We start from the raw sequence: 15462 nt of genomic DNA on the forward strand, positions 1-15462 counted from the left end.
AGGTTACTCCCAAGTAACTTGCCGCGCCAAGAGGAGCCGACGCCGGATCGCGTAGTCCGCGTGCCGGTGGGGTACCGCGCTCTCGTGTCTGTCAGATTCGCCGGAGGACGGAGACGACCCGGCCCAGGATCACGGCGCGGTCGCCGTCGATGGGCTCGTACGCGGGATTGCGCGGCTCGAGCAGCACGTGCCCGGACCGGCGGCGGAAGACCTTGACGGTGGCCTCTTCGTCGATCATCGCGGCGACGATGTCACCGTTGTGGGCCTCGGACTGCTGCCGCACCACCACGATGTCCCCGTCGCAGATCGCCGCGTCGACCATCGAGTCGCCCTGGATCCGCAGGCAGAACAGTTCGCCGCGGCCGACCAGGTCGCGGGGCAGCGTCAGCGTCTCCTCGGCGTGCTCCTGCGCCAGCATGGGGGTGCCGGCGGCGATGGTGCCGACCAGCGGGACCCCGACCGTGTGGTCGGCCTGGCGGGCCGTTGATTCCAGGAACATGCGGACGTCGACCGGGCGGGTCGCGTTGCGGCCGCGGCGCAGGAAGTCGCGGTCCTCGAGGATGCGCAGGTGGCGGCTGACCGATGACGTCGAGGCGAGGCCGACCGCGTCGGCGATCTCGCGGGTGGACGGCGGGTAGCCGTATCTGATCGCCCAGTCCCGGATGACGGTCAGAATCGCCCGCTGCCGCGGCGTCAGCGTGGACGTGTCGAGATCCTCGGCCAGTGACATCTGAAGATCTTGACTGATGAACGGCCTCCGCGTCGTCAGGCGCGCCCCAGGGGGCTCAGCCGACGTGGGCGACCAGCGTCCGGACCACGGTGGCCGTGTCCGCCGTGCCGCCGAGGTCGCGGGTGCGGGTGGCCGGGTCGGCCAGCGATGTCTCGATCGCGGCCAGGATGTCGGCGGCCGCCGCGGGGTGGCCGAGATGGTCCAGCATCATCGCCGCCGACCAGACGGCCCCGATCGGGTTCGCGATTCCCTGGCCGGCGATGTCCGGGGCGGAGCCGTGCACCGGCTCGAACATCGACGGACAGGCGCGGGTGGGGTCGAGGTTGGCCGCCGGGGCGATGCCGATGCTCCCGGCGACCGCCGCCGCGAGGTCGCTGAGGATGTCGCCGAACAGGTTCGAGGCGACGATCACGTCGAAGCGTCGCGGGTCGAGCACCAGCTTGGCGGCCAGGGCGTCGATGTGTTCGGAGTCCCAGCGCACCGCCGGGAAGCGTGCCGCCCGCTCGGCGATCACCTCGTCCCAGAAGGGCAGGGTGTGCACGATGCCGTTGGATTTGGTCGCCGAGGTGACGTACGAGCGCCGGCCGGCGGCGAGTTCGAACGCGTAGTCGGCGATCCGGGTGATCCCGGCGCGGGTGAACACGGACTCCTGCACGGCGAACTCGTCCGGGAAGCCGCGGTTCATCCGCCCGCCGACTTCGCTGTATTCGCCCTCGACGTTCTCACGGACGACGACGAAGTCGACGCTGCCGGGCGTCGCGTGACGCAGCGGGCTCGCGACACCGTCGAAGATCCGGATCGGACGCAGGTTGACGTACTGCCGGAAGGCCCGCCGGATCGCCGATGAGCAGACCCCAGAGGGAGACGTGGTCGGGAACGCCGGGCCAGCCGACCGCGCCGAGCAGAATCGCATCGTACGGACGCAGCACCTCGATGCCATCAGGCGGCATCATCGCCCCGTGGTGGTCGTAGCGACGGCAGGACCAGTCGAACTCGTCGTACGCCAGGTCAAGCCGGTGCCGGGCGGCCACCGCGTCCAGGACGGCCCGGGCCGCGGCGGTGACCTCCACGCCGATGCCGTCGCCCGGGATCACCGCGATGTGCCGCGGCGCCATCAGCCACCCAGCCCGACCGCCGCGACCATGAGCGGCAGCAGGAGCAGGATGAGGATTCCGCCGAGGATGTCGAAGGACACCCCGGAGCGGATCATGGTGGTGATCGGCACGACGCCGGAGCCGTACACCACCGCGTTCTGCGGGGTGGACACCGGCAGCATGAAGCCGAACGACGCGGCGAAGGTGGCCGCCAGCGCGGGCACCAGCGGGTCGATGCCGGCGGCCACCGCGATCGGGATGATGATCGGCACCACCACGGCGGCGGACGCGGTGTTGCTCGTGGTCTCGGAGATAACGATCGCCAGCGCGACCGCGAACGCCGTGATGGCGAACGTGCCGGTCAGCCCCATGGCGCCCGCGCTGCCCCGGCCGATGGTCTCGGCCAGGCCGGTCTTCGCCAGCAGCGCACCGAAGATGATGCCGGTGCCGAACAGCAGGATCGTGCCCCAGTCGATCCGAGCGGCGTCGCTCCAGCTCAGCGTGAACTCGCGGGACCGCCAGTCGGTGGGCAGCAGGAACAGCAGCGAGGCGCCGAGCACCGCCACGATGCCCTCGTTGAGCCGGTTGCTCACCGTCTCGTACGCCGCCGACTCGGCGCCCGCGACCAGCGCGACGATGCCGGGGAGGATCCACAGGGCGACGGTGACGACGAAGGCGATGAGCGTGTTGCGCTGGGCGCGGGTGAACGGGCCGAGCTCGGCCCGTTCGGCCGCCACGTACTGCTCGACTCCCTCGATTCGTCGGATCTCCGGCTTGTTCAGCAGCAGGAGGACCAGGGCCAGGACGACGAACATGGCGACGCAGATCGGTGCCGCGACGGCCGTCCACTGTGCGAACGGGATCCGCCTGCCGGTCGCCTCCTCGATGAGGCCACGGCCGATCAGGTTGGGCGGGGTGCCGACCGGGGTGAGCAGGCCGCCGACGCTGGCCCCGTACGCGAGCATGAGCATCAGCGCGGCACCCACCCGCAGCCGCGTCGGGTCGAACGCGGCCGCGACCAGGCCGCGGTCCTGCATGAGCTTGGCGATGACGGACAGGATGCCGAGCGCGGTGGGCAACAGCATCGCGACCGTGGCGGTGTTCGACACGAACGCCGACAGCAAACAGGTGATCACGCCGAACGCGATGATCACCCGTGGGGTGGACCGGCCGACGCCGGGCAGCGACAGCACCCGGAACGCGAACCGGCGGGCGAGGCCGTGTTTCAGCATGGCCTGGGCGAGGATGAAGGCCCCGATGAACGTGAACACCGTGGACGAGCCGAACGGCGCCAACACGTCGGACGCCGGGGCCACGCCCAGCACCACGATCAGGCTGACGCCGATCAGTCCGCCCACCGGGATCGGCACGGGCTCGGTCACCCACAGCGCGATCACGCCGAGCAGCACTCCGGCGAGCACTTGCTGACCCGCGGGGATGTCCAGCGGCAGGGCGAGGAAGACCAGCGTCACGAGCGGCGCCAGGAAGAGGCCGATGGTGCGCCGGCCGCGCTCGAAGCGTTCCTCGGCCGGTGACAGCTGCTGTTCACCCAGGCTGCGGTAGGTGCCTCCGCCCAGCAACCGTTGGTCGACGTCGGTCCGCGCTGGGGTGTCGTCCGTCGTGGACATCCGGGCGCCCCCGCTCAGTCCCGTGGCGGGATCCGCCGGCGTACGTCGTCCACGGTGGCCGGCCCCGGTTCCCAGGCGGCCACCCAGGCGCCCTCGGTCGACGGCGGGATCATGCCTTCCTCGAGGAAGGCGTAGCGGCCGTCGAGCACGCGCCGCGCCGCCTTCACGTCCAGCGCGTCGGTGTTGTCCCAGAGCGCGGCGAACAGCGCGTCCGCCCGCAGCCTCGCCTGCCGGCAGAAGAGATCGGCCAGCTCCATGCCTTCCCTGGTGTCCCGGCTCTGCGCGCGGGCGCGGACACACACCGCCGACATCGCGAACAGTTCGGCGCCGATGTCGACGATGCGGCCGAGGAAGCCCTGCTTGTGTTCGAGCCGGCCCTGCCAGCGCGACATGCCGTAGAACGTCGACCGGGCGAGTTTGCGGGAGGCCCGTTCGACGTACCTGAGATGGGCGGCGAGCGGGCCGAACTCGGCGTACCCGGTGGGCACCTGGCCGCGGCCGACGGCCAGCGTGGGCAGCCACCGGGCGTAGAAGGCGCCGGCTCGTGCCCCGGCGCGGGCCTTGCGGCCGAGCCCGGCCGTGGGGTCGATGATGTCGCCGGCGACCGTGAGGTGAGCGTCGACCGCCTCGCGCGCGATGAGCAGGTGCATGATCTCGGTGGAGCCCTCGAAGATGCGGTTGATCCGCAGGTCGCGCAGGATCTGCTCGGCCTCGGACCCGCGTTCGCCGCGGGCGGTCAGCGAGTCGGAGCGCTCGAAGCCGCGGCCGCCGCGGATCTGGATCAGCTCGTCGGCGACCCGCCAGGCCATCTCGCTGGCGAAGAGCTTCACCAGCGCCGCCTCGATCCGGATGTCGTTGCGGTCGTCGTCGGCGATGACGCAGCAGAGGTCCAGCATCGATTCCATCGCGTACGTCGTCGCGGCGATGAAGGCGATCTTGCCGGCCACGGCCTCGTGCTGCCCGACCGGGCGGCCCCACTGCACCCGCGCGGTCGACCATTCGCGGGCCACGGTGAGCGAGCGCTTGCCGGCGGCGACGCACATGGCGGGCAGCGACAGACGCCCGGTGTTGAGGGTGGTCAGCGCGATCCGCAGACCCTTGCCGAGGCCGCCGATGAGGTTGTCGGCGGGCACGAACACGTCGTGGAACCGGGTCAGGCTGTTCTCCAACCCGCGCAGGCCGAGGAACGAGTTGCGGCGTTCCACCGTGATGCCCGCCGAGTCGCCCTCCACCACGAACGCGGTGATGCCCTTCTCCGGCACCCGGGCCATCACCACCAGCAGGGTGGCGACCGTGCCGTTGGTGGCCCACAGCTTCACCCCGTTGAGCCGGTAGCCGCCCTCGACCGGCTCGGCGATCGTGCCCAGGCGTGCCGGGTCGGAGCCGACGTCCGGCTCGGTGAGCAGGAACGCCGACACCTCGCCCGCCGCCAGCCGGGGCAGGAACGCCTGCTTCTGCGCGGGGGTGCCGAACAGCTTGAGGGGCTGCGGCACACCGATCGACTGGTGCGCGGAGAGCAGGGCGGCGACGGCGGGGCTGACCGAGGCCACGAGCGTCAGGGCCTTGCAGTAGTGCAGGTGGGAGAGGCCGAGGCCGCCGTACTCCTTGTCGATCTTCATGCCGAACGCGCCGATCCGGGCCAGGCCGTGGAAGACCTCGTCCGGGATGCGGTCCTCGCGCTCGATCCGGGCGCCGTCGACCTCCGTACGGAGGTATTCCGCCAGCCTGACCAGGAACTCGTCGGCGTCGGGGCGAGGCTCGGCGGCGGGCCAGGGATCGATCAGGTCGAGCGGGAAGTGGCCGAGGAACAGCTCGCGGCCGAAACTCGGCTTTCGCCATTCGGACTCCCGGGCGGCCTCGGCGACCTGTCGCGCCTGCTGCTCGGAGACATCGGCCGACTTGCGCTGCGTCGTGGTCACGGTTTTCCCCTTCGACCCGGTACGGCTCGCTAGCCGCCACGCTACTCACGTCTGTTACCGAGCGGTAGCCCTCTGTGTGCACTCGTCCCCGTCGATGGCCGGGATCGCTGAGGTTGCACGTTCGCACCCGTCACGGGGCTCATGCCGGACGGTCACCGGCCGATCGGTGAGCTTGCAGCGGCGGATCGAGCGGGTGGTGTATGAGCGAGAGCGACGGACGGGCGGAGATCCCGGCCCTGGGCAACGCGGGAGACGCGGGGTTCCAGGCGCTGGTCGAGCTGTCCCCGGACATCATCTTCGTGATCTGCGAGGGCTACCACGTCTTCGCGAACGCCCGCGGGCTCGCGGCGATGGGCGCTCGCACCATCGCCGACCTGCAGGATCGCCCGGCGATCGAGTTCATGCACCCCGACTACCGGGACCCCGGCACGCGGCGGATGCGGTCGCTGACCGCCGACGGCGAACCCTTGCAGTACGTCGAGGAGAAGCTGGTCAGTCTCGACGGCGTCGTGATCGACATCGAGGCCGCCGGGACCCCGCTGGTGTTCAACGGCCGCCCGGCGGCGCTCATCGTCGCCCGGGACATCACCGCCCGCAAGCGGGCCGAGGCCGAGCTCGCGGCGGCTCAGCAGTGCTTCCACGCGGCGTTCCAGCACGCGCCCACCGGCATGGCGATCCTCGACGGCGAGGGCGCGGTCGCCGAGGCGAATCCGGCTCTCGAGGAACTCCTGGCCACGCCGGCCGAGGACATCGTCGGCAAGTCGTACTGGCACTGGGTCGACGTGACCGACCGGAACGTCGCTCGCGGCGCCTTCCGTGACCTGGCCGACGGACGGGTCGAGTCGTGCCGCGGTGACGTGCGCTTCCACCGTGCCGACGGCACGAGCCGCTGGGTGCACGTCCGCATGGCCGCGCTCGCCGACAGCGGCTCGTTCGTGGCGCACCTCCACGACGTGACCGCCGCCAAGGCGGCCGAGCAGGAACTCACCCAGCAGGCCCGGACGGACCCACTGACCGAGCTGCCCAACCGGGCGGCCCTGCTCAGCCATCTGGACGACGTGCTGGACCTGCGGCTCACCCAGGTGGCGGTGCTCTTCCTGGATCTGGACGGCTTCAAGAAGATCAACGACGAGTACGGGCACGCGGCCGGCGACGAACTGCTGCGGCTGATGGGCCGGCGGCTGCGCGGCGCGATCCGGTCGGAGGACATGATGGGCCGGCTCGGCGGCGACGAGTTCGTCGCCATCCTCACCGGCCCGGACTGCGAGCAGCGCGCCCGCGGCATGGCCGCCCGGATTCGCGGCGTGGTGCGCCAGCCGGTGCTGCTTCCCGTCGGCGTGGTGTGTGTCGGCGCGAGCGTCGGCGTGGCCGTGGGAACCGGGATGGATCACGACGCCAAGAACCTGCTGGCCGACGCCGACTCGGCGATGTACCAGGCGAAGACCGCCCGGTACGGCGCCAAGGCGCTGGCGGCTACCGCCGGAACGGCCCGCTGACGCAGTAGGTGATCCCGCCGGACGACAGCCCGCTGGTGCCCCGCTGCGACGAGAAGTAGAGGCGGTCCCCGGCCGGGGTGAAGGCGGGACCGGTGATCTCGGAGCCGTTGTGGCCGGTGACCCGCAGGAACACGGAGACCTTGTCGTCCGGGGTGATCACGCAGATGTCCATCGTGCCGCCGTCCTCGGCGACAAACAGGTCGCCGCCCGCCGTCCCGGTGATGTTGTCCACGCCGGTCAGCGGCGCGGGGCCCGGGTTGACGAGGTCGTCGTCGTAGGCGAGCTCGTAGGTGCCCGCGATCAGGTTGACCTGCCAGATCCGGTTGTCGCCCTTGGTGGTGAACCAGACCGTGTCGTCGGCGTAGTGGCAGCCCTCGCCACCGTTGAACGACTTCGCGCCGGAGACCTGGCGGCGGGTCGGCCGGGGCGACCCGTCGGGGTCGGGGACCTGGGCCCAGGTGAAGGTGCCCGAGGTCGCGCTGCCGGCCCGCAGCACCTCCAGGCGGCCCGCGGACAGGTCTCCCCAGGTGGTCGGGACGAAGCGGTAGAACTTGCCGTCCGACTCGTCCTCGGTGAGATAGACGACCTTCCGGACCGGGTCCGCGGCCGCGGCCTCGTGCTGGAAGCGGCCCATCGCCGGCCGGGCCACCGCCGCGCCGCCCAGGGGATAGGTCTCGAACACGCGTCCCCGGGCCACCTCCTCGCAGGACAGCCAGGTGTTCCAGGGCGTCTTGCCGCCCGCGCAGTTGCGATTGGTGCCGGAGAGGATGCGGGACGCGCCGGCGACCGCGCCGGTTGAGGAGAAGGCGATCTGTGAGGCGCCGCCGCTGCCGTTGACCTCGGAGTTCGACACGTAGACCCACCCGGTGCCGTTCGCGAAGACCGCGCCGCCATCGGGGGCGTCATGCCAGGTGTACGAGGTGCCCGGCACCGTCTGCCGCGAGCGGGCGACGACGGCGCTCGTGAAGCCGGCCGGCAGCTGGATGCCGTTGGCGTCGGCGGGCAGCAGGGGACCGTACGGCCCGACGGCGTTCTGCGCCGGTGCCCCGTAGGCCGCCGACCATGCCGTGAACGGCAGGGCCACCGCTCCCGCACCGACCACGGTCGCTCGTAACATTGTTCGCCGATCCATGGATCCTCCTCGATGGTTGTGAACGGAATTTAGCCTCCGAGGTCTTGATGGCGGCGAGGCGCAAAGTGAACTTCTGGCACACGGTGCCGAATCACCTCTCCACAGAGGGGGGACGCCATCTCTTGCCAACCGTGCCGAAGAGAGTGAATCTGAGCTGTGCCGCCGTGCCTCGGGCGGCGGCGACGGCTGACCCTGCCGACTCGCCAGGAGGCGACCATGGTCAAGACTCGGATAGTGGTCGGCGTGGACGGTTCCGCCGGCGCGGTCGCGGCGGTGCGGTGGGCCGCGGTCGAGACCCGACTCCGCGGCGCCGATCTGCGGGTGGTGACCGCGCACCACCGCCTGTCACCGACCGCCCGGTCCTCGGCGGACGAGGAGGCGGCGACCGGCATCCTGCACGCCGCGGTGACCCAGGCCCGCTCGGTCGTGCCCGACATCGACGTCCGCGTCCTGGCACTGCCCGGATACGCGGTGCCGGTGCTGCTGCACGCCGCCGAGGAGGCCGCGCTGCTGGTCGTCGGCAGCCGGCCGAGCAGCGGCCTGCCCGGGCTTCCCCACGGATCGGTACGCACCCAGGTCGCCACCCGCGCCAAGTGCTCGGTGGTCGTCGTCCGCGGCCGGCCCGGCCCGGACGCCGGACCGGTGGTCGTCGGTGTCGGCGAGGACGGCGGCACCGCCCAGCCGATCATCGGCCGCGCCTTCGAGGAGGCCGCCCTGCGCGGCGCCCCGGTGCTGGCGGTCACCGCGCAGGACGGCGCCCGCCGACCCAGCCCGTCCGCCGCCGAGGTCCTCGGCGCCGATCTCGACGACTCGCTCGATCCGTGGCGTCAGCGGTTCCCGGATGTCTCGGCGGCCCGCGAGTTCGCCGGGGGCGATCCCGGCAAGGTGCTGGTGGAACGCTCCCGACAGGCGCAACTGGTGGTGGTGGGTCCGCGCCGGCACGGCTTCGAGGGGGTCATGCTCGGCGCCGCCGGAACGCGGCTGGTGGAACGCGCCGACTGTCCGGTTCTGATCGCGCGCTGACGCCGGCGCGCGTCAGATCGCGTACGGCGACCGGAACAGCCGCTGCGGGTCGACGGCGGCCCGGACGCGACGCAGCCGGGCCAGCTGTCCACCGTGGTAAAGGGGGACCAGCGCCGGGTCCGGCTCGAGGTAGTTGACGTAGCGGCCGGCCGACCACCGCCCCATCGCGCGATGCCCGTCGGCGATCCACCGGTAGGCGTCCGCCGCCGTGGCCGCGTCAGAGGTCGGAGACTCGACCAGCCACTGCAGCATGGTGTGCGCGCCCCGCCACGCGAAGGCGGTGGCGTCGGGCCTGACCCGCCCCAGCGCGCCGGTCATGCGCTTGAGCTTCGCCACCCCGGGGCGGCGCGCCCGGGCTCGGCGCTCCACGGTGGCCAGCAGCGCCGCGACGCCCGCGCCCGGCAGCACTCGCGGGAAGATCTCGCTGCCGATCAGCTCGGTGGACCGGGTCGCGCAGGACGTGGCGTCGTCGCATCCCGCCCGTTCGTGCACTACCTCCAGGTAGGAGAGGCGGCGCAGCGTCACGGACCGCGGCTCGCGCCCGATGGCGCGAACGATCGCCGCCACCTCGGCGTCCGGGTCGCCGTCGAGCACGACGCCGGAGATGCGTACGGACAGCCGCCCGCGCGCGTCGGCGGCGAACTGGCACGACGACCAGGTCTCGTCCGGCGCGACCGTCAGCCGGGCCTGCCAGCCGGCCGCGACCCGGGCGGCGTCGCTCCAGGGGTACGCGAGCACGAACCTGCCGACCGGCGTCGCGCGATGGGTGCGCATGCGCCAGGCGGTGACCACGCCGAACTGCCCGCCGCCGGCGCCGCGCAGGGCCCAGAAGAGATCCGGCTCCCGGGCGGCGTCCACGGTGCGGCGTCGGCCGTCGGCGGTGACCACCTCAGCGGCGGACACGACGTCGCAGGTCAGCCCGTACGTTGAGGCGGCCATGCCGATTCCGCCGCCGAGCGTGATGCCGCCGATGCCCACGCTGCCGCACGAGCCCGACGGTACGGCCACGCCGTAGGTGTCGAGCCGGTTGTAGACGTCGATGAGCCGTGCCCCACCGCCGATCGTGGCGCTGCGGGTCGCGGCGTCGTACGCCACGGTGTCGAGGCGACGCAGGTCGAGGACGACGCCGGTGCGGCTGGTCGACGCGCCGACGTAGGAGTGGCCCCCGCCGCGGGGCACCACCGGCAGCCGCAGGCGGCGGGCGAAGCGGACGACCTCGGTGACGTCGGCGCCGCTCGCGCAGCGGACGACCGCGGGTGGGCGGACGCCGTCGAACCGGGGATCGACGAGGCGCCGGGCGGTCTCGTAGGCGGTGGTGCCGGGCAGTTCGACCGTTCCGTCGAGGGAGGCGGCCAACGCTCGCCAGTCGGCCGGCCTCGGCCCGCGGCCCGCGACGTGTCCGCTGGGGCCCGCGAGGTGCTCGCCGTGGTTCGCGGCATTTCCGCTGGAGGGAAGGGCGGTGGCGACCAGGCCGGCGGCCCCGGCTCGGATCAGGGCGCGGCGTGACAACGGCATGCCGGAATCCTCGCATACCGGTCATATAGCCCGTCATTGCTCCCCGTTTGCTCCCCGGCGTGCGCTCAGGCGTGGTGGTGATCTTCCCGATCAGACCGACACAGCTCCGCCGTGACGGCGGGACCCACGGGCTCAGGAGTGGCAGTGCGATATTTCCGCGACGTCAGCGTCGGCAAGCGACTCGGGTTCTCGTTCTTCGTGCTGGCGGTGCTCATCATGCTCGCCGCGGGCGCCGGTTGGTGGGGGCTGAACAAACAGGACGACGCCCAGCGTCGGCTCGCCGCCATGGAACAGGTTCGCGACGACGTCCAGCAGATGAAGTACTTCGCCGCCGACGTGACCGGCTGGCAGGGCCTGGTGGTCTCCGACGCCGGCGCGTTCGGCTTCGCGTACGCCACCGGCAAGGACGGCTACAACCGTCAGGGCTTCCTGGAGTCCAAGGCCAGCATCTACGCCCTGTTCGACACCGCGCACGCCGGCGACATGACGGAGGCCGAGCGCGCCAAGTTCGCCGCGTTGCGGCCCGCCTGGGACGACTTCTTCTCCTGGGACGACAAGCTGATGCAGTGGCTGGAGGCCGACGACCAGGCCGCCCGCGCCAAGGTCATGACCAGCATCAACGGTGGTGAGGCGGCCAAGTCCTACGGCACCGTCCTCGACATCACCGCCGAGCTCGAGGAGTCCGTCGACAAGCGGGTGGCCGCCCTGCGCACCGAGGCCGCGCAGGTGCGCGCGACCAGCCTGCTCGTGCTCGGCGGCGCCCTCGCGGTGGCACTCGTGCTCGCCTTCGTCATGGGCGTCGGCGTCACCCGTTCCGTCGTACGCCCGCTGTCGGTCGTGGTCGAGGCGCTGCACCGGCTGGCGGAGCGCGACCTGACCGCACGGGCGGAGATCCGGTCGAAGGACGAGATGGGCCGGCTCGGCGAAGCCCTCAACAGCACGGCCGGTGCCCTTCGCGACACCGTCTCGGTGATCGCCGGGCATGCCGGGACGCTGTCGACCGCCTCCGAGGAACTGTCCGTGGTGTCGACCCAGATCGCGGCCTCGGCCGAGGAGGCCGACGCGCAGGCGAACGTGGTGACCGGTGCCGCCACCCAGGTGTCGGGCAACGTGAACACGCTGGCCGCGGGCAGCGAGGAGATGGGGCTGGCCATTCAGGAGATCGCCCGCAACGCCGAGGAGGCGGCCCGGGTGGCCGAGGAGGCCGTCACCGCCGCGCGGGACACCACCGCGACGGTCGGCAAGCTCGGCGCCTCCTCGGCGGAGATCGGCGACGTGGTCAAGGTGATCACCTCGATCGCCGAGCAGACCAACCTGCTCGCCCTCAACGCCACCATCGAGGCCGCCCGCGCCGGCGAGGCCGGCAAGGGCTTCGCGGTGGTTGCCGGCGAGGTCAAGGACCTCGCCCAGGAGACGGCGAAGGCCACCGAGGACATCGCGCGGCGGGTGCAGTCGATCCAGTCCGACACCGACAGCGCCGTCGGCGCTATCGGGCAGATCAGCAGCGTGATCGACCGGATCAGCGACTCCCAGAACCTGATCGCCGCCGCCGTGGAGGAACAGACGGCGACCGCGACCGAGATGAGCCGCAACGTCGCCGAGGCGGCGGACGGCAGCCGGGAGATCGCCGCCAACATTGCCGGCGTGGCCACCGCCGTGGCGACCACCACCATGGGGGTCACCCAGGCGCAGCAGGCCTCCGCCGAGCTGGCGCGCATGAGCAACGAGCTCCAGCACCTGGTCTCCGGCTTCCGGCTGTCATGAACTGGACAAACCGCCCGCCGGCTTCCGCCGGCGGGCGGTCAGGTTTAGCTGTCAACCTTTTGTCCCGAGTCCGCCGTGGTGGCTAAATCGTTCTACGGTGGAGGAACACAGTCGCGGGGGCAAGCTGAGGAGTGAGCCCCCATGGTGCCGTTATCCGCGGCCGGCGCGTCATTGCTGGATGAGATCGTGGAGATCGCGCTGATGCCGGGAGGCCCCGCGGAGCGGGCCCGGGCGCTGTTGGAGCCGCTGCGGCGGATCACCCCGTGCGACGCCGTTCTCATCACCGCCTTCGACCCGGAGCTCAAGACCCAGACGCCGCTGCTGAAGGACGGCTACAGCGACGCGATGTCGCGGGCGCTGGACGGTCCGCGGTTCGCCGAGGACGCCGAAGCGGCCGGACTGCACAGCCCCCGCCCGCACCTGCGGGTCATGGACCTGTCCGCACCCCCGGAAGCCCTGCCGACGTGGTCACAACACCTCTACCCCGCCGGAATCCGTGAAGGCCTCCGCACGGGCCTGTTCACCCGCGACGGCCGTTACGTCGGCGTCGTCAACACCTGCAGCGCGGACCCTCGCCCGGCGACCGAGGAGGCGCGCGCCCTGCTGGGCCACGCCGGCCCGTGGATCGCGCACGCGATCGACCCGCTGCGTACGGTCAACGCCATCGCCGCCCTGGTGAGTGACGCGGTCGCCGGAGTGGCACTCACCCGCACCGGCAACACGGTGTCCCTGACCGGACTGCCCGGCCACCCGATCCTCGTCCCCGGCTCATCGCTGATCATGGCGGCGGCGGCCAGGGTCCCGACCGAGAACCCGCTCACCACCTTCCTGTGCCCGGCCGCCGGCTCCGAAACCGAGCTGTTTCGCGTCAGCATCCTCACCTGTCCACCGGAACCACCGGGATATCTGAGACAGGTGGTGCTGTTGTCGCCGGCGCCATACCCGTACGGGCTGACGCGCGACCAACTGCGGGTCCTCGGCATGCTGGTCGAGGGATGGCCGCCGGCCCGCATGGCGGCGGCCCTGAAGATCGACCACCTCGTCCTCGCGGATCACATCGACGACATCGTGACCAAGCTCCGCGCCACCTCCTACCATCTGGCAGCGGCCCGAGCGCTGCGCCGGGGCTTCTACATCCCCGCCGCCCTCCTCTCGGCGGCAACCTCCGAGCGCGGATAAGCCGACCCCCCACACCGAAAAGGCGGTGTCACATACGGGGCCCCGGCGGTGCTCTGAAGATATGGAGGAAGAAGCCGAGCTCGCAGGGCGCCCAGGGTCACCACCGGCGGCGGTCCTGTCCGTGGGCGACCGCGGCCGGGTGACCGGACGAGCCGTATCCAAGGACGGCGGTGCCGTGACGACCCGCCCGCGGCCAGGAGGCGTCCGAGGCGATCTCGAGGCGGTCTTCCGCTCGGCATACCCGCGGGTCGTGGCTGTCGCCGCCCGGGTGCTCGGTGCGCGTGACGAGGCCGAGGACGTGGCTCAGGAAGTGTTCCTGACGTTCGCGCGGTCCTCCGTTCCCGCGGGGGAGGCGACGGGGTGGCTCTCCGTCGCGGCGGCGCATCTCGCGCTCAACCATCTTCGGTCCGGCCGTCGTCGTGCCGCGCGTGAGGGGTCGGCGCTCTTCCGCTATCAGCCGTGGCTCACCGCCGCCGAGGTGCTGGCGCTGCACGTGCGCCTGGCGGGCACCGCGGTGCCGGCGCGGGACCAGCGCGAGTGCCTGGGCACCGTCGGGCTCGCCGACCGCGCCGGTGACCGGGTCGGCGGGTTCTCCAAGGGCATGCAGCAGCGTCTCGGGATGGCGGTGGCCCTGGTGGCCCGACCGGAGCTCGTCGTTCTCGACGAACCGACCAGCGCCCTGGACCCGATCGGTCGGGCCGACGTGCGGGACCTGCTGCTGGCCCTGAAGGACCGTGGGGTGGCCGTGCTGCTCAACTCCCACCTCATCGGCGAGGTGGAGCGGGTCTGCGACCGGGTGGTCATCCTCGACAAGGGCCGGGTCGCCGCCTCCGGCACCCTCGATGAGCTGCTCGGCGGGCGGGAGCTGAGGCTGCGGCTCGACGCCGTGAGCGCGCCCGCGGAGGCCAGGTTGGCGGCCGCCGGCCGGCTCACCCGCAGCGGTGACGCGTTCACCGTCGAGCTGCCCGCCGAACCGGACGCCACGACCGTGCCCGACCTCGTGGCCGACCTCGTCGGGCTCGGCGTGCGGGTCCACGCGGTCGAGCCGGCGCGGATCAGCCTCGAGGAACGGCTTCTGGACATTCTGCGTACCGGCCCCAGCGAGGAGCAACGATGACCGTTCGTACCGTGCTCGCCGTCGCCGCTCTCACCCTGCAGGAGGCGTCCCGCCGGCGGGTGCTGCGTTCGCTCGCCGCGCTGACCGTGGTGCTGCTCGCGCTCAGCGCCTGGGGGTTCTCCCGGCTCGACGCGGAATTCGGGGGGCTCACCTCGGGAGAGGCCAAAGTGGCCGGCTCCACGGTGCTCAACCTGGTGATGTTCGGCCTGAGCCTGATCGCCGCGCTCGGCACCGCGTTCCTCGCCGGCCCGACCGTGGCGGGAGAGATCGAGTCGGGGATCGCGCTGTCGGTGCTCGCGCGCCCGATCCGGCGCTCGGCGGTGTTGGTGGGCAAGTGGCTGGGGCTGGTGGTCTTCGGCAGCGGGTTCGTGTGCGTGGCCGGCCTGGCCCAGTTCCTCATCGTCCGGGCCACCGTGGGCTACTGGCCGCCGCATCCGGCGACGGGCCTGGCCCTGCTCGCGGCCCAGACGACGGTGCTGCTCAGCCTGGGCCTGCTGCTGTCCACCGCGATCTCGCCGATGGCCTCGGGCATCGTGGCGGTCGGCCTGTTCGGCGCCACCTGGATCGCGGGCGTGGTGGGCTCGGTCGGCGACGCCCTCGGCAACGACAGCGTGGCCCAGGTCGGCACCGTCTCCCGGATGGTGCTTCCCACCGACGGCCTGTGGCGCGGTGCCATGAACTCCTTCCAGGACCCGACGCTGCTGCTGCAGGTCGGCTCCGGGATCGAGGAGTCACCGTTCCTGAGCATGGCCCCGCTGGCCGGGACCTATCTGGCCTGGACCGGCGTCTGGATCGTCCTCGTGCTCGGCCTGACGGCGTTCGCCTTCCAGCGTCGGGACCTATAGGCCTGATATGAGAGATTAGT

At 71.9% G+C, this 15462-nt stretch carries 13 protein-coding genes; 6 read left to right on the forward strand and 7 right to left on the reverse strand.

The genetic code is table 11. The features are described from left to right. Nucleotides 1-91 precede the first annotated feature (91 nt). Genes lexA through AB0M36_RS04695 form a run of 5 tightly spaced genes read right to left on the reverse strand, consistent with a single transcriptional unit; the run spans nucleotide 92 to nucleotide 5371 of the window. Nucleotides 92-730: a transcriptional repressor LexA gene (lexA, locus tag AB0M36_RS04675; RefSeq protein WP_364152409.1), complete on the reverse strand. Its 639-nt coding sequence runs from the start codon at nucleotides 728-730 to the stop codon at nucleotides 92-94. A 55-nt stretch (nucleotides 731-785) separates the two neighbouring features. Beyond that, on the reverse strand, nucleotides 786-1568 hold the full coding sequence (locus tag AB0M36_RS04680; protein WP_364154252.1) for an isocitrate/isopropylmalate family dehydrogenase: 783 nt from the start codon (nucleotides 1566-1568) through the stop codon (nucleotides 786-788). Further along, nucleotides 1453-1845, reverse strand: a complete 393-nt coding sequence (locus AB0M36_RS04685; protein WP_364152412.1) for an isocitrate/isopropylmalate family dehydrogenase — start codon at nucleotides 1843-1845, stop codon at nucleotides 1453-1455. The genes AB0M36_RS04680 and AB0M36_RS04685 overlap by 116 nt, the downstream gene beginning before the upstream one ends. Beyond that, a complete protein-coding gene (locus AB0M36_RS04690; protein ID WP_364152415.1) occupies nucleotides 1845-3452 on the reverse strand; it encodes a DASS family sodium-coupled anion symporter in 1608 nt (535 codons plus the stop codon). Before AB0M36_RS04690 ends, AB0M36_RS04685 begins: the two co-directional genes overlap by 1 nt. 14 nt (nucleotides 3453-3466) lie before the next feature. Further along, nucleotides 3467-5371: an acyl-CoA dehydrogenase family protein gene (locus AB0M36_RS04695; protein WP_364152418.1), complete on the reverse strand. Its 1905-nt coding sequence runs from the start codon at nucleotides 5369-5371 to the stop codon at nucleotides 3467-3469. A gap of 200 nt (nucleotides 5372-5571) precedes the next feature. Here AB0M36_RS04695 and AB0M36_RS04700 point away from each other — a divergent pair, with 200 nt between their 5' ends. Further along, nucleotides 5572-6867 carry a sensor domain-containing diguanylate cyclase gene (locus AB0M36_RS04700; protein WP_364152421.1) on the forward strand — a complete coding sequence of 432 codons (1296 nt, stop codon included), beginning with the start codon at nucleotides 5572-5574 and terminating at the stop codon, nucleotides 6865-6867. Here AB0M36_RS04700 and AB0M36_RS04705 read toward each other — a convergent pair. Next, the gene (locus tag AB0M36_RS04705) at nucleotides 6845-7999 is read right to left on the reverse strand and encodes an alkaline phosphatase PhoX (RefSeq protein ID WP_364152424.1); all 1155 of its coding nucleotides are present in this window, start codon (nucleotides 7997-7999) and stop codon (nucleotides 6845-6847) included. The two genes, AB0M36_RS04700 and AB0M36_RS04705, sit on opposite strands and share 23 nt — an antisense overlap. 216 nt (nucleotides 8000-8215) lie before the next feature. Between AB0M36_RS04705 and AB0M36_RS04710 the strand changes: the two genes are divergently transcribed. Beyond that, on the forward strand, nucleotides 8216-9022 hold the full coding sequence (locus tag AB0M36_RS04710) for a universal stress protein (protein WP_364152428.1): 807 nt from the start codon (nucleotides 8216-8218) through the stop codon (nucleotides 9020-9022). Between the two features lie 12 nt (nucleotides 9023-9034). Here AB0M36_RS04710 and AB0M36_RS04715 read toward each other — a convergent pair whose 3' ends face one another. Further along, the gene (locus AB0M36_RS04715; RefSeq protein WP_364152431.1) at nucleotides 9035-10537 is read right to left on the reverse strand and encodes an FAD-binding oxidoreductase; all 1503 of its coding nucleotides are present in this window, start codon (nucleotides 10535-10537) and stop codon (nucleotides 9035-9037) included. Nucleotides 10538-10681: 144 nt separating this feature from the next. On the opposite strand from AB0M36_RS04715, the gene AB0M36_RS04720 reads away from it, so the two are divergent. The 4 genes from AB0M36_RS04720 to AB0M36_RS04735 all read left to right on the forward strand — a co-directional run bounded on the left by AB0M36_RS04720 (nucleotide 10682) and on the right by AB0M36_RS04735 (nucleotide 15442). Beyond that, a complete protein-coding gene (locus AB0M36_RS04720; protein ID WP_364152434.1) occupies nucleotides 10682-12301 on the forward strand; it encodes a methyl-accepting chemotaxis protein in 1620 nt (539 codons plus the stop codon). Between the two features lie 141 nt (nucleotides 12302-12442). After that, entirely contained in the window at nucleotides 12443-13480 is a 1038-nt protein-coding gene (locus AB0M36_RS04725) for a GAF domain-containing protein (protein WP_364152437.1), read from the forward strand. Nucleotides 13481-13655: 175 nt separating this feature from the next. Further along, nucleotides 13656-14597, forward strand: a complete 942-nt coding sequence (locus AB0M36_RS04730; RefSeq protein WP_364152440.1) for a sigma factor — start codon at nucleotides 13656-13658, stop codon at nucleotides 14595-14597. Continuing rightward, nucleotides 14594-15442, forward strand: a complete 849-nt coding sequence (locus AB0M36_RS04735) for an ABC transporter permease (RefSeq protein WP_364152443.1) — start codon at nucleotides 14594-14596, stop codon at nucleotides 15440-15442. The genes AB0M36_RS04730 and AB0M36_RS04735 overlap by 4 nt, the downstream gene beginning before the upstream one ends. Nucleotides 15443-15462 lie beyond the last annotated feature (20 nt).

Origin of the sequence: Actinoplanes sp. NPDC051346 (assembly GCF_040682215.1) — a bacterium.
Lineage (GTDB): Bacteria > Actinomycetota > Actinomycetes > Mycobacteriales > Micromonosporaceae > Actinoplanes.

Excerpts from the sequence above, each read along its gene's own strand:
- AB0M36_RS04705 (WP_364152424.1), bottom strand. The coding sequence starts at position 7,999 with ATGGATCGGCGAACAATGTTACGAGCGACCGTGGTCGGTGCGGGAGCG.
- AB0M36_RS04685 (WP_364152412.1), bottom strand. The coding sequence starts at position 1,845 with ATGGCGCCGCGGCACATCGCGGTGATCCCGGGCGACGGCATCGGCGTG.
- lexA (WP_364152409.1), bottom strand. The coding sequence starts at position 730 with ATGTCACTGGCCGAGGATCTCGACACGTCCACGCTGACGCCGCGGCAG.
- AB0M36_RS04735 (WP_364152443.1), top strand. The coding sequence starts at position 14,594 with ATGACCGTTCGTACCGTGCTCGCCGTCGCCGCTCTCACCCTGCAGGAG.
- AB0M36_RS04700 (WP_364152421.1), top strand. The coding sequence starts at position 5,572 with ATGAGCGAGAGCGACGGACGGGCGGAGATCCCGGCCCTGGGCAACGCG.
- AB0M36_RS04710 (WP_364152428.1), top strand. The coding sequence starts at position 8,216 with ATGGTCAAGACTCGGATAGTGGTCGGCGTGGACGGTTCCGCCGGCGCG.
- AB0M36_RS04725 (WP_364152437.1), top strand. The coding sequence starts at position 12,443 with ATGGTGCCGTTATCCGCGGCCGGCGCGTCATTGCTGGATGAGATCGTG.
- AB0M36_RS04715 (WP_364152431.1), bottom strand. The coding sequence starts at position 10,537 with ATGCCGTTGTCACGCCGCGCCCTGATCCGAGCCGGGGCCGCCGGCCTG.
- AB0M36_RS04690 (WP_364152415.1), bottom strand. The coding sequence starts at position 3,452 with ATGTCCACGACGGACGACACCCCAGCGCGGACCGACGTCGACCAACGG.